Consider the following 13,788-nt stretch of genomic DNA (forward strand, 5'->3'; position numbering starts at 1 on the left):
CCGTTTGCTGGTTCTCGTCGCAACGGCGACACGATGCAAGCAACTCAACCAGCCTTTTTCAAGCAAGGCCCAAAGCCGCTGACGCGGCTTTTGATATTTTCAGTGTTATCGCTCGGCCTCGTGGTGGCCGATGCTCGTTTCCAGATGCTGGGACGAGTGCGCGAAGAAGTTTCTGTGGTGCTTTATCCGCTGCAATGGGCGGCCACCGCGCCGTTTGAAGCAGCGCGTAACGCCAGCAACTTTTTGAGTCGTCAGGCCGAATTGCTGGCCGAAAACCGCAAGCTGAACGACGCTCAACTGGTGGCCCAGGCGCAGGCCATGAAGATGCATGCGCTGGAAGCTGAAAACATCCGTTTGCGGCAGCTGACCGAGCGCCAGTCGTCGTTTGGCTCGCCGTCGCAACTGGTCGAGATTCTCTATAACGGTCGTGACCCGTTTACTGCGCGGCTGATTGTGGATCGCGGCGATGCTTCCGGCATCGAGCCGGGTCAGGCGGTGATCGACACGGTCGGCGTCATCGGCCAGATCATTCGCGTCCAGCCACTGACGTCTGAAGTGCGCCTGATCAGTGATCGCGACCAGATGATCCCGGTGATGGTCGAGCGCAACCAGCTGCGCACGGTGGTTTATGGCATGGGCCGCAACCAGCCGCTGGAAGTACGCAATATGGCCCCAAACGTGGATATCCAGAACGGCGATACGCTGGTGACCTCCGGCATTGACGGCATCTACCCAGCCGGTTTGCCGGTCGCCAAAGTGGTGAAAGTCGACCGTTCTGCCAGCAGTGCCTTTGCCCACATCACTTGCGCGCCGCTTGCGCAGGTTGATCAGCATCGCTTCTTGCTGGTGCTCAATACCACCCGCAAGCTCCCCCCCTACCCGGAAGCGCCCGTCGCGCCGGAACCTAAAAAGAAACGGGGTCGCTGATGCCAGTCTCGCGCCAATTGCTGCGCCCGGTGCGTGGCACGCTGATTGCCTTTACCTTCTTGTTCGCACTGATTATCAATCTGCTGCCCTGGCAGGTAGGGCTGGCCAACTTCACGCCTGATTTTGTTGCGCTGTTTATCGTGTACTGGTCGCTCAACCAGCCGCGCCGCGTCGGCATTGCCTGGGCTTTTGTGCTGGGCATTCTGATGGACGTGGGCGATGGCAACGTATTGGGTCAGCACGCATTCGCCTATGTGGTGATTTCGTACCTGACGCTGGCCCGCCAGCGTCAACTCAACATCTTCCCGTTCTGGCAGCAAGCTTTTGTGGCGCTGGGTTTTTTGTGGCTGTCGCAACTGCTGATGATCTTGATCCGTCTGGCTTTGGGCAGCCCGTTTGTTGGCTGGGGCTATTTTGCCGGTAGCGTATTGTCCGCGCTGCTATGGACTCCGCTCTCCAACATCCTGATGATGTACCAACGCAAGCCCAAGTCTGAATCGATATGAGTCGTCGTAGCGAGCTTAAGAATCAACTGGCGGAGCGTTATGCGTTCCAGCTTCGCCTTGCCGCAGCGGCACTGTTTGTCCTGGTCCTGTTCGGCATTCTGGTAGCGCGGTTTTCCTGGCTGCAGGTGATGCAACATGCCCGCTACCAAACACTAGCCGAGCAGAACCGGATTTCGCTGGTGCCGATCGTGCCACCGCGCGGCATTATCTATGACCGCAATGGCGTGATACTTGCGCACAATTTCTCGGCGTACACGCTGGAAATCACCCCATCCAAAGTCGGCCCGCTGGATGACTGCATTAACCGGCTCTCGAAAATCATCGACATCACGCCCAAGGATCGCCGTCGCTTCAAAAAGCTGATGGAAGATACCAAGGACTTTGAGTCGTTGCCGATCAAGACCCGGCTGAACGATGTAGAAGTCGCCAAGTTCGCCGCCAATAGTTATCAATTCCCCGGCGTTGAAGTCAAAGCGCGGCTGTTCCGCCAGTATCCGCTGGGCGAAGTGGCATCGCATCTGATTGGTTATATTGGCCGGATCAACGATGCCGATGTACAAGACCTGGATGACGCGGGCGAACTGCCCAACTATCGCGGCACCGATCACATCGGCAAGGTCGGCATCGAGCAAAGTTACGAACAAGAACTACACGGCACCACCGGCTTTGAAGAAGTCGAGATTGATGCCGGTGGCCGGGCGATTCGCACGCTCAAGCGTACCGCGCCAACGCCGGGCAAGAACCTGGTGCTGTCGGTCGATATCAAACTGCAGCAGATTGCTGAAGATGCCTTTGGTGATCGCAAGGGCGCACTGGTCGCCATCGACCCCAAAACCGGCGGCGTGCTGGCGTTTGTGTCCAAGCCGGGGTTTGATCCCAACCTGTTTGTGGATGGCATTGACCCGCAAAGCTGGAATGATCTGAATACCAGTCCGGACAAACCACTCAACAACCGGGCGTTGCGCGGCACCTATCCGCCAGGCTCCACGTTCAAACCGTTTATGGCGCTAGGCGCGCTGGAAGGCGGTTATCGCTCGGCCAACGCCACCATCAACGATACCGGGGCGTTCAGCTTTGGCGGTCACTCGTTCCGCGACGATAAAGTCGGCGGCCACGGTATTGTGGATATGTATCGCTCCATCGTGGTGTCATGCGACGTGTATTACTACTCGCTGGCCAACGTGATGGGCATTGATGCCATTTCCAAGTTCATGGGCAGCATGGATTTCGGCAGCCCGACCGGTATTGATATCAATGGTGAAGTCGGCGGCGTGTTGCCGTCGCAAGAGTGGAAGCGCAAGCGCTTTCGCACTCCGGCTACCCAGAAATGGTATGCCGGTGAAACGATCTCGATCGGTATTGGTCAGGGCTACAACGCTTATACGCCGCTGCAAATGGCGCATGCGACCGCCACGATTGCCAACTCGGGTGTGATGTACCACCCGCACCTGGTCCAGTTTATTGTGGATGGCACCAACGGTGCGCGCACCCAGGTTGAGCCCAAGCCGGAAAAAATCCTGCCGTGGAAGCAAGCCAACGTCGATGTGGTCAAACACGCGATGGAAGGCGTGATCAAGGAAGGGACCGGCGCCAAGGCCTTTGCTGGCGCGCAATACACCGCGGCCGGTAAAACCGGTACGGCGCAGGTTTATAGTTTGAAAGGCGGCAAATATTCTGAGAGCGGCACCAAGGCCCACTTGCGTGACCATGCCTGGTTTATTGCTTACGCCCCGGCCGAAGACCCCAAGATTGCGCTGGCCGTGCTGGTCGAAAACGGGGGTTGGGGCGCGGCTGCAGCGGCACCTATCGCCCGTCAGGTACTCGATTACTATCTCACTGGCAAACAGCCAACGCAGGCGGCATCGGAAGTGGAGAGCAGCGACAGTGATTAAGGAATATTTCCGGCGCTTTATCCGCCCTATTGATCCGTGGCTGCTGCTGTTTACCTTTCTGGTGTTCTTGCTGTCCACCATCGTGCTGTATTCGGCATCCAACCAGGACATGGACAAGATCAGCGACAAGTTCACCTTTCTGGGTGTGGCGCTGTGTGTGATGTGGGTGTTGGCCAGCATGCCGCTGCAAGTGCTGATGCGACTGGCTTTACCCATGTATGTATTTGGCGTGTTGCTGCTGATTGCCGTGGCGCTGTTTGGCTCATCCAGCCATGGCGCCAAACGCTGGCTCAATATCGGCGTCACCAAGATCCAGCCGTCCGAATTGATGAAGATGGCGCTGCCGCTGATGCTGGCCTGGTATTTCCATCAATTTGAAGCGCATCTGAACTGGAAGCACTTTATCTCGGCCGCGTTGATGATCGTGCTGCCGGTCGGGCTCATCATGAAACAGCCCGACTTGGGCACCAGTTTGCTGATCGCCGCTGCCGGTTTTTATGTGCTGTTCTTTGCCGGTTTGTCGTGGAAGCTGATTGGCGTGATGGTCATGGCGGGCGGCGGTCTGGCCTATGTGGTCACTCACTGGCCGTTATGTATTCATATCCTGCGCGAATACCAATGCCAGCGCGTCGCCACCATGCTCGATCCAATGCAGGATCCGCTGGGTGCGGGTTATCACATTATTCAGGGCACCATTGCCATTGGCTCGGGTGGCATGTTTGGCAAGGGCTGGCTTAACGGCACGCAGACCCACCTGGATTTCATTCCAGAACGCACCACCGACTTTATTTTTGCCGTGTTCGGCGAAGAGTTCGGTCTGGCCGGCAATATCGTATTGGTGTTGCTGTATCTCATGCTGATCGGCCGTGGTCTGACCATTGCCAACAATGCCTCTACCCTGTTTGGCCGCTTGCTAGCCGGCTCGCTGACCCTGACCTTTTTCACCTATGCCTTCGTCAATATGGGCATGGTGTCCGGCATTCTGCCGGTGGTGGGCGTGCCGCTGCCGCTGGTGTCGTATGGCGGCACTTCCATGGTGTCGCTAATGGCCGCCTTCGGTATTCTGATGAGTGTGGGCAAAGATCGTAAATTGATGAAAGTGTAGGTGCGTGAGCTCACTGCGTTCGCACCTGTGCATGCGTCGCTGAGCGTACAAACCCTGCGTTGGGTACGGGAGAAAATGTGAAGAAATGGTTCAAGCGCGCTGCCGTTTGCGGCGGCGCCGTCTTGCTGGTGGCCTGCGGTAGCGCTCCGCGCAAACCCGCTCCCACCGCACCTGCCACCCCGTCTGGCGAAGCACCGCCCGCACAGCTCTCCGGCACTCCCTCTCCGTATCATTGCGCGTATACCGCCGGAGCCCAAGGCAGCGGCGGGTTTTATCTGGATGACGGTCCGCACGACACTTTGCCACCGTGGATCGACCTGGTGCCAGAACCCGTCCCGCGCTGGGAGCCACTCAATCGCTTCGCCAATAATCCGTACACGGTATTGGGCCAGAGTTTTACTCCGCTCAAGAGCCCTGGCAGCCTGAAACAACAAGGCACGGCATCGTGGTATGGCCGCAAGTTCCATGGGCAGAAAACCTCCAGCGGCGAGGTTTATGACATGTACACCATGACGGCGGCCTCACCGATTCTGCCGATTCCGAGCTATGCGCGGGTTACCAACACCAAAAATGGCCGCAGCATCATTGTGCGAGTCAATGATCGTGGTCCGTTCAAGAAAGGCCGGGTGATGGATTTATCCTTCCTCGCCGCCTGCCGTCTGGGTTATGCCATGAACGGTAGCACCGACGTGGTGGTGGAAAGCCTGGCGCCCGGCCAGCCGATTCCCACCGATACGCCGCAACTGGCTACAGCCCCCGCCGCAGTTGTAACCACCCCGCTGGCTGATGCAGGTGCCACAACCACCAGCCAACCACTGCCCGCTGCGCCGGTCGTTGCAGAAAAACCGGAACCCGTCCCGGTGACGGTTTCAGCCGCCGGAGTATATCTGCAGCTCGGCGCATTCAGTTCATTGGGAAACGCCGAGAATTTCCGTGACCATTGGGCGCGTGATCTGGAAGGCGATGCCGCCAAACTCGGCATCCAGTCCAGCGGCAATATCCACCGCGTGCGTCTGGGGCCATACCCGGATCGCCAGGCCGCGCTGGCTGCCGCCGAACGCCTCACCGGCGACCATAACCTGCAAGCGGTGATCTCCCGCTGACAGCAGGATTTGTCGAGCCAGGCTGACGAAAAGCGGTTGCCGGGTACGAAGTGTCTCTTCTGCCCGACGCCGCGTTGCCAAGGCCGCTGCTTTACTCAAAAATGAGCATCCATATTTTTGAGAGTAGCAATGGTGCAGCAGCCCCGGTCTTCGCAAGAGCAGGATGCGGGTCACTCTTTTAGCCAGATCCGCAAGATCCTGATTTCACTGTTTCTGCTGGTTTTGCTATTTGCACTTGGCGTCATTGCCTGGTCGATTTATCGCAGCTACCTGGATCGTGTTGCCGCCGCCGAACAGCAGATGCTGACGCTGGCACGTTCGCTGGACGAGCACGTGGGGCGCACTCTCGACGCCTCGGTCGAATCGCTCTACACCTTGCGCAATGATGAAAAATTGCGAGCTTGCCTGACCAGCACGGATCGCGACTGTCTGCACGAGATTCTCAAGAAAACGGCCAGCCGCTTTACCCAGGTCAGCAGTTACTCTGTCATCAGCGCCAATGGCGATTTGCTCGCCTCCTCCACTGACGGCCCCTTACCGGATCGGAATCTCGCGCAAACCCGGTATTTCCGCGTCGCCAGCGCCCAACCCAATCTGCCCTGGTATGTGGGTGAACAGCAAAGCGACCCGGCCAGCGATGCAAGCATCATTCCGGTTGCTGCCAATATTAGTGACCAACACGGCGGCACCCTGGGTGTCTTGGTTGCAGGCTTAAGCCCAGGCTACTTCTACCGGTTTTATGAATCTATCGACCGCAGCAACCAGCTGACAATTCGCCTGTTTCGCGACGATGGCATTCTGCTGTTGCGGTACCCGCGCGCGGACGACGAAATCGGTCGCGATATCTCGTTCATGCATTTTTTTGACAGCGTGTTCAGCCATGGCACTGCGGGCGTTGCCACCGAAACCAGCGAGGTCGACCAACAAACCCGCATCTTTGGCTGGCGCCGGATCCAGGGATGGCCGCTAGGCGTTGCGGTGGGGGTAAATCGCGCCGACGTGCTGGCCGCCTGGCAACGCTCAATTGTCATAAATGCCGGCATCGTGCTGTTGATGATCCTGGCCGGCGGCCTGCTGCTGGTGTACGTGCTGCGCCAGCTCAAACGGCTCGAGAAAGCGGAATCTGATCTTTATCTCACCAAAGCAGCGGTAGAACGCGGTGCTGACATGGCGCTCTGGCTGGATCGGGACGGCCGTGTCTGTTATGCCAACGCCATTGCCTGCCAGCGTCTGGGTTATACCGAGCAAGCACTCTGTGCCATGCGTTTGCGCGATCTGAACCCGAACTTTCGCAGCGATACCTGGCCCAGGTTCTGGAACCGGCTGCAGCTGCGCAAGCATCTGGTTGATGAAAGCATGCTGAGAACCCGTGACGGCAAGTCGTTTCCGGTTGAGGTGTATTCCAATTACATCGTTTACAACGGCGAGGAATACAACTGCGCGGTAGCACGTGACATCTCGGAGCGTCACCTGGCGCAAGAGGCCATTGTGCGCAGCGAGCAGCAATTGCGGCTGGCTCTGGAGGCATCCAGCACCGGCCTGTTTGACATGCCACTGGAAGGCCGCACGCCCGCCGTAACCAGTCCCGAGTACGACCGGTTGCTGGGCTATGAACCCGGCGAGATGACCGAAACGTTCGAGAAATGGAAAAACCAACTCCACGCGGATGACCGCGACGAAGTGCTCAACGCGTTGCGCAGTTATTACACCGGTGCCGCCGCGCAATTCACCATCGAATATCGCCGGCGCACCCGCCACGGTCAGTTTCACTGGTTCCAGTGCCGTGGCCGGCTGGTTGAAGTCGATAACGATGGCCGCCCGACGCGCCTGATCGGCACCGTCACCGACATTACCGAACGCAAACAGGCACAAGACCGTATTACTGAACTGGCCAATTTTGACCCGGTTACCCGGCTGGCCAATCGCAACTTGCTGCGTGACGAACTGCGTTTATCCATTGCCAGCGCCGAGCGCCGTGGTCACGCCTTGGCGGTGCTGTTTCTGGATCTGGACCGCTTTAAAACCGTCAACGACTCGCTCGGTCACGCGGCAGGTGATGAGGTGCTCAAACAGGTTGCGCAACGTCTGCGTGGAGCAGTGCGCAAATCCGACATTCTGGCGCGCCTGGGCGGTGACGAGTTCGTGGTGGTGCTTACCGAAATCCAGAGCATGGTGCAGGCGGCGGATGTGGCATCGCATATCCTGGCGGTATTTGCCGAGCCGTTCGAGCTGGAAGTGGGCAGCTTTGCAACGTCGACTTCAATCGGCATCAGTATTTATCCGGACGACAATGAGCATCCAGATACGCTGATTCGCAACGCTGATGTGGCGATGTATCAGGCCAAAGCCAGCGGGCGCAACAACTTCCAGTTTTTTACCGCCGACCTGAACGCGCGCGCGTCCGAGCGGCTGCAACTGGAAACCAGCATGCGCCTGGCGCTGACCAATCAGGAATTCGTACTGCATTACCAGCCGCAGGTGAGTGTGCCGGGCAATCGCATTATTGGTGCCGAGGCGTTGATCCGCTGGCAGCACCCCGAACAAGGTTTGATTCCGCCGTCGCGGTTTATTCCCATTGCCGAAGATTCGCGCATGATTGTCGCCATCGGCACCTGGGTCTTGCAGACCGCCTGCCGTCAGGCCGGGAAATGGCAAGCGGCGGGACTTGCGCCCATGACCATTGCCGTGAATCTGTCGCCGCTGCAATTGCACCAGCCCAATCTGCCCGAGATCGTCGCCGAGGCCTTGGCCGATTCTGGTCTGGATGCGCAGTATCTGGAACTGGAGATCACCGAGTCGGTCATCATGCAAGAAGGCGAGCAGGTAACGCTGGTGCTGCACCGGCTGAAAAAACTCGGCGTAAAACTGTCGATTGATGATTTTGGTACCGGCTACTCCAGTCTGTCTTACCTCAAGCGTTTTGCCTTCGACAAACTCAAGGTTGACCAAAGCTTTGTGCGCGACCTGACCACCGATCCCAACGATGAGGCCATCGTGCTGGCGATTATCGGTCTGGGCAAAACGCTGGGTATGGCGGTGCTGGCCGAAGGCGTGGAAACCGCCGAGCAACTGGCGTTTTTGAAGCTGGCCGGCATTGACTCGGTGCAGGGTTATTTGCTGAGCCGCCCCATCACCGCCGAAACGTTTGAAGCACTGGTTACTCCCGCCCTGCCTCTCAGCCAGCAATTCCCCACTCCGGGCGCTACGGTGTAAACCCGATCACCGCTCACCCGGTCTGGCGCGGATAATGCGCAATAATGCGTGCGGGCCAACGACTGGCTTGGCAGCCCTTTACTCGATCTGACTGGAAAGACTGGCAATGAATCCGAAATTCGTCGTATTTGGTGAAGCGCTCACCGACTTTATCTTTGAAGGTGACGGACTCTGGCGCGCGGTGCCGGGTGGCTCATGCTGGAATGTGGCACGCGTTTCGGCGCGTCTGAGTCTGGCCACCGCTTACGCGGGCGCGGTCAGCACCGATAATTTTGGCGATGACTTGACCCGCCTGGCGCGTGAAGCCGGGCTGGACATGCGCTTTATGCAGCAAGTGGCGCGCCCGCCGCTGCTGGCCATGGTGCCGTCCAAAACTCCGCCGCAGTATTTCTTTATCGGCAATGACAGCGCCGACCAGCATTTTGACGTCGACCAACTGCCGCAAGGCTGGGTGGATGATCTGGAGATCGCCCACTTTGGTTGTATCAGTCTGGTCCGCCAGCCGCTGGCAGCCAAGCTGGTGCAGATTGCCGAACGCATCAAGGCCGCTGGCAAGCGCATCTGCTTTGATCCCAACTACCGCAACCTGATGCAAGACCCGGCGTATCGCGCCACCTTGCAGCGCATGAGCGAACTGGCCGATTACATCAAGGTGTCCGATGAAGATCTGGAACATCTGTTCCCCGGTGAAACGCTGGCGGGCGCGCTGGGCGTCTTGCGGCAATGGGCGCCAAAGGCCTGGGTGTTGCTGACTCGCGGTGGTGACGGCATGACGCTGATTACGCCACAGGACGAAGTCAGTCGTGGCGTATACAAAGTAGAAGTGGCCGATACTGTCGGCGCCGGTGATGCCAGCATGGGCGGCTGGATTGCCAGCCTGTTGAACAATCCGGATGCGCCGCTGGAAAAGCATCTGAATTACGCCGCAGCCGCAGCCGCAACCGTGTGCCGTCAGCACGGCGCGTATGCGCCAACGATGGCGGAAGTGGAAGCATTGATCAACGCCTGATCGGGGCCGTGGCGTGGCTTGGCCTTCCTGGTTGCCGCGCCACGCATTCTCATCATGCTTAATCTGGGCCAAACCCGCCCTGCCGTTGCACGCATGGTGATTAATTTCTCCGCCAATCTGTCCCGTCACCACCCGCTTCGTCCGAGCCGTTGTGATGGCTGAAAAGTCATCACGCGCGCAGGGCTGTGAGCGTGCCGCCAACGTGTAGTCCGTCCTGGCTGGGGCGAAATATTCCGCAGCTTCGAGAAGGTCATTGATCACCAGAGGCCGCGCCCAAGCCAAAGGCTGCGCCCGGAATTGCGATAAATGGTCTTGCCGATGCTGCACTTGAACTCAGGAGAATGCCGTGGTCGTCAGTGACATTGATCTTCGTTTGTTGCGGGTTTTTCGTGCGGTGGTCGAGGCAGGTGGTTTTTCGAATGCGCAGGCCTTGCTCAATATCAGCCAGTCGACCATCAGCACGCAGATGTCACAACTGGAAACGCGCCTTGGCTTCACGCTGTGTCATCGTGGGCGCAGCGGCTTTCGGCTGACGGAACAGGGCGACCAGATGTACCGGCAAGTGGTCCAGCTCTTCCAGTCGCTGCAGCAGTTTCAGTTACAGGCAGAAGAGTTGAAAGGCGGGCTTTGCGGACATCTGCGCATCGGCATTATCGACAGCATCATTACTGATCCGGCCTGCCCGGTCAGCCGGGTGCTGGCAGAGTTCGCACGCAAACCAAACAACGCGGTCCGTATCTCATTGCAGGTAATGGCGCCGCAAGAGCTGGAAACGCAGCTGCTCGACAACCGCATTGATGTGGCATTCGGCATTTTCTGCAGCCCGCTTTCGGGCCTGACCTACAAGCCGCTTTACCAGGAGCGTGATGTGCTGGTCTGCCATCGCACTCATCCGCTGGCCGCCCTGCCTCAAGGATCGGCCCTGACCAGCGAGATCAGTCGCGCGCGCAAAGTCATCCGGACTTTTCTGGGCACGCAGGAACTGGTCCCGCTGGATACCGACGCGGACACCATTTTTGCCACGGTCACCAATATCGAGGCGGCAGCGCTGCTGATCCAGAGTGGCGCGTACATCGGCTTTTTGCCTGAGCACTATGCGCAACACTGGATTGATCGCGGCGACATGGTCGCCTTGCTGCCCGGGCAATGCACTCGCCATTCGGATTTTTCTCTGGTGACCCGGACACATCAGTCTGCGCCGTCCCGTTCATTGGCAAGTTTTTTGCAATGCGTGGACAGTGTGCTCGCCAAGTTGGACACACCCGCTGCGGACCCCCACGATAATCCGCGCCAGACTCACTTCGCTCCAGCCGATGTCAACATTGATCCTTCGTTATTGAACGTCCGTTGAGCGCTGCATAGGATGAGCTTACAAATTCATCCCCGCGCGACAGTCGTCCAGCGGCAACATAAACGAGTTGGAGTTATTCATGCGAAAAGTCAGCAAGACTCTTTCCAAAGCAGCGGTGCCCAGCCGGAAATCTTTGTTGGGCGTGGCAGTGTTACTGGCTGTCGGGCTCGCCAGCCCGCTGACGCAAGCCGCCGAAAAACTGAAAATCGGTTACAACAATTGGGTCGGCTCTGCCGGCGTTTTCGTCGCGCAGGAAAAGGGCTTTTTTAAAGAGGCTGGCCTTGATGTCGAGTTCGTGCCGTTCAAGGGACCAAGTGATGCCATTCCACCGCTGGTGGCCGGACATATTGATCTGGCATTAACGACCGCTGACAACGTGGTCCTCGCGAATGCCAGAAGCGGCGCTGATCTGAAGATTATTTTTGCGACGGATACATCCAACGGTGCCGACGCTGTTGTATCGAAGAAGTCCTTGGGTAGCCTTGCCGATCTCAAGGGCAAGACCGTCGCCGTCACCCAAGGTGAGGTCAACGAGTTGCTGTTGCTGAAAGGTCTTGAAAAAGCAGGCATGAAGCCCGGCGACATCAAAAGCCTGAACATGGACCCGGACAGCGCAGGCGCGGCCTTTATTGCTGGCAAGGTGGATGCCGCTGTGACTTGGGAGCCGTGGATTTCGCAAGCCGTAGCTAGTGGTGGCAAGGTGGTGTTTTCCAGCTCGCAAATCCCCAACCTGATTCTGGATGTCGTGACCGTCACCCCTGCGACCATCAAGGCCAAACCCAAAGCTATCGCCGCATTCCTGGCTGCGGTGAACAAGGGGACGGCGTTTGTCAGATCCAATCCGGACGAGGCCATGCCGTTCGTGGCCAAGAAGCTCGAAGTAAAACCCGGTGAAGTCAAAGACATGCTGGTGGGCGTGAAGCTCTATGACATGGCCGACAACGCCAAGCTGCTGCACGACAACGTTTCGGCCCAAACGCTGGACAATATCTCGGCGTTCTACACCAACCGCAAGACCATTCCGAAAGCCATCAAGGGCGCCGGGATGGTCGATGGGTCCTTCATTCAGACTCATTGAGAGAACGAAGATGATTTCGATCTCCTGCCAATACAATCGACGTTTTGATTTGGACCCGCAGCACACGGCCTTGATTGTGATTGATATGCAGCGCGACTTCCTGGCACCGGAAGGTGCCAGCGGAGTTAGCGGGTTCGACCTGAGCCCGCTGCGCGCCATCATTCCCCGTATGCAAAACCTGCTGAGTGCAGCACGCGAGCACGGCGTGAGCGTTTTCCATACCCGCGAAGGGCATCGTACCGACCTGGCGGACTTGCCCGAGACAAAACAGCAACGCTCGCTGCAGGCTGGCGCGCAAATCGGCGCGCCAGGCCCCTTGGGGCGTTTTCTGGTGCGCGGCGAATTCGGGCATGACTTTATCGATGAGTTGCAGCCCATACCTGGCGAGCCAATTATTGACAAACCCGGATATGGCGCGTTTTATGCCACCGATCTGGAGCACATGCTCCGCCGCAAGGGCATCACCCATGTGCTGCTGACCGGTGTCACAACGCAGTGCTGCGTGAATTCGACTTTGCGTGAGGCGGTAGATCGGGGATTTTTCTGCCTGACGCTGGCCGATTGCTGCGCGAGTTTCGAGCCCGCGTTACACGACGCAACGCTGCAAATCATCGCGAGCGAAGCACATCTATTCGGCTGGATTGCGAACGGTGAAAACGTGATTTGTGCCCTGGAGAAACACACCTTCGATGAACGCAATCGTGCAATCGAGCAAACCGCATGAATACACCATCTGAGTTCAGCGCCGAACGTCAGGCTTGGGGCACAAACAGACCGTATCCGGTCGCACAGCGCTGGTACGAACGCCTTGATCTGGAAAATGGCGTCACTCGCTTCTGGGAGCCGCATGTGCATCCGCTGGAGCAGGCCAATTTCTGGCATATCCGGGGCAGTGAAAGAGATTTGCTGATCGATAGCGGCATGGGCATCGTGCCGTTGCGTCCGAGCTTTCCGGACCTGTTCGGCGACAAGGAAGTCATCGCATTGGCAACGCACACGCATATCGATCATATCGGCGCGATCCACGAATTCGAGCATCGCTGGGTGCACGCTGCCGAGGCCCGGCAGATGGCGCATCCATCCGGCGTGGTAACGCTGGTTTGCGCGGATATCCATCCTCAGCTGAGTAAACTGTTTGTCGAAGCGGGTTACCCACCATTCGACGAATTGCTCATCGACGCCATGCCGTACGAAGGCTACGACCCGCGCCAATACCGTTTGCGCGGTGCCGTGCCGACGCATCTCGTCCATGACAAAGACACCATTGACCTGGGCGACCGGCGTTTCGAGATCATCCAGTTACCCGGCCACTCTCCCGGCAGCATTTGTATTTGGGAGGAGGCGACAGGGACGCTGTATTCGGGGGATCTCATCTACGACGGGCCATTGGTTTACGAAGGGCCGGGCATGGATCTGGAGGTTTACGCGCAGTCGCTGCGCCGCTTGAAAGCCATGCCGATCCAGGTGGTCCATGCGGGGCACGACCCCAGTTTCGGCCGCGCCAGATTGATCGAAATCATCGACACCTATCTGCGGCGCTGGGGCATGGGCGATTAGTCACCGTGACCAAACACGCCAGGCCGTTGCCGCTTCATGACCCCAGG

11 protein-coding genes are annotated in these 13,788 nt (G+C 58.2%); all 11 read left to right on the plus strand.

Annotation, left to right across the window (positions count from 1 at the left end):
• Positions 1-33: 33 nt before the first annotated feature.
• The 11 genes from mreC (at position 34) to N7220_RS06780 (ending at position 13,741) form a co-directional block, all read left to right on the plus strand.
• Positions 34-927, plus strand: a complete 894-nt coding sequence (gene mreC, locus N7220_RS06730; protein WP_283150693.1) for a rod shape-determining protein MreC — start codon at positions 34-36, stop codon at positions 925-927.
• On the plus strand, positions 927-1,433 hold the full coding sequence (mreD, locus tag N7220_RS06735) for a rod shape-determining protein MreD (protein ID WP_283150694.1): 507 nt from the start codon (positions 927-929) through the stop codon (positions 1,431-1,433). The genes mreC and mreD overlap by 1 nt, the downstream gene beginning before the upstream one ends.
• Entirely contained in the window at positions 1,430-3,325 is a 1,896-nt protein-coding gene (gene mrdA, locus N7220_RS06740; protein ID WP_283150695.1) for a penicillin-binding protein 2, read from the plus strand. The genes mreD and mrdA overlap by 4 nt, the downstream gene beginning before the upstream one ends.
• Positions 3,318-4,430: a rod shape-determining protein RodA gene (gene rodA / locus N7220_RS06745; RefSeq protein ID WP_283150696.1), complete on the plus strand. Its 1,113-nt coding sequence runs from the start codon at positions 3,318-3,320 to the stop codon at positions 4,428-4,430. The genes mrdA and rodA overlap by 8 nt, the downstream gene beginning before the upstream one ends.
• Before the next feature lie 77 nt (positions 4,431-4,507).
• A complete protein-coding gene (locus N7220_RS06750) occupies positions 4,508-5,533 on the plus strand; it encodes a septal ring lytic transglycosylase RlpA family protein (protein WP_283150697.1) in 1,026 nt (341 codons plus the stop codon).
• A 129-nt stretch (positions 5,534-5,662) separates the two neighbouring features.
• A complete protein-coding gene (locus N7220_RS06755; RefSeq protein WP_283150698.1) occupies positions 5,663-8,746 on the plus strand; it encodes a bifunctional diguanylate cyclase/phosphodiesterase in 3,084 nt (1,027 codons plus the stop codon).
• Positions 8,747-8,852: 106 nt separating this feature from the next.
• Complete coding sequence (locus N7220_RS06760; protein WP_283150699.1) at positions 8,853-9,755, plus strand: carbohydrate kinase family protein; 903 nt, start codon at positions 8,853-8,855, stop codon at positions 9,753-9,755.
• Positions 9,756-10,101: 346 nt separating this feature from the next.
• Positions 10,102-11,106, plus strand: coding sequence for a LysR family transcriptional regulator (locus N7220_RS06765; protein ID WP_283150700.1), 1,005 nt, complete (start codon positions 10,102-10,104; stop codon positions 11,104-11,106).
• 79 nt (positions 11,107-11,185) lie between these two features.
• A complete protein-coding gene (locus tag N7220_RS06770; RefSeq protein WP_283150701.1) occupies positions 11,186-12,184 on the plus strand; it encodes an aliphatic sulfonate ABC transporter substrate-binding protein in 999 nt (332 codons plus the stop codon).
• A gap of 10 nt (positions 12,185-12,194) precedes the next feature.
• The gene (locus N7220_RS06775) at positions 12,195-12,908 is read left to right on the plus strand and encodes a cysteine hydrolase family protein (RefSeq protein WP_283150702.1); all 714 of its coding nucleotides are present in this window, start codon (positions 12,195-12,197) and stop codon (positions 12,906-12,908) included.
• Positions 12,905-13,741 carry an MBL fold metallo-hydrolase gene (locus N7220_RS06780; RefSeq protein ID WP_283150703.1) on the plus strand — a complete coding sequence of 279 codons (837 nt, stop codon included), beginning with the start codon at positions 12,905-12,907 and terminating at the stop codon, positions 13,739-13,741. The genes N7220_RS06775 and N7220_RS06780 overlap by 4 nt, the downstream gene beginning before the upstream one ends.
• The last annotated feature ends 47 nt before the right edge of the window (positions 13,742-13,788 follow it).

The sequence above is a fragment of the Silvimonas soli genome, from assembly GCF_030035605.1.
In the GTDB taxonomy this organism is placed as follows: domain Bacteria; phylum Pseudomonadota; class Gammaproteobacteria; order Burkholderiales; family Chitinibacteraceae; genus Silvimonas; species Silvimonas soli.

Excerpts from the sequence above, each read along its gene's own strand:
- mreD (WP_283150694.1), top strand. The coding sequence starts at position 927 with ATGCCAGTCTCGCGCCAATTGCTGCGCCCGGTGCGTGGCACGCTGATT.
- mreC (WP_283150693.1), top strand. The coding sequence starts at position 34 with ATGCAAGCAACTCAACCAGCCTTTTTCAAGCAAGGCCCAAAGCCGCTG.
- N7220_RS06760 (WP_283150699.1), top strand. The coding sequence starts at position 8,853 with ATGAATCCGAAATTCGTCGTATTTGGTGAAGCGCTCACCGACTTTATC.
- mrdA (WP_283150695.1), top strand. The coding sequence starts at position 1,430 with ATGAGTCGTCGTAGCGAGCTTAAGAATCAACTGGCGGAGCGTTATGCG.
- N7220_RS06770 (WP_283150701.1), top strand. The coding sequence starts at position 11,186 with ATGCGAAAAGTCAGCAAGACTCTTTCCAAAGCAGCGGTGCCCAGCCGG.
- N7220_RS06755 (WP_283150698.1), top strand. The coding sequence starts at position 5,663 with ATGGTGCAGCAGCCCCGGTCTTCGCAAGAGCAGGATGCGGGTCACTCT.
- N7220_RS06780 (WP_283150703.1), top strand. The coding sequence starts at position 12,905 with ATGAATACACCATCTGAGTTCAGCGCCGAACGTCAGGCTTGGGGCACA.
- N7220_RS06775 (WP_283150702.1), top strand. The coding sequence starts at position 12,195 with ATGATTTCGATCTCCTGCCAATACAATCGACGTTTTGATTTGGACCCG.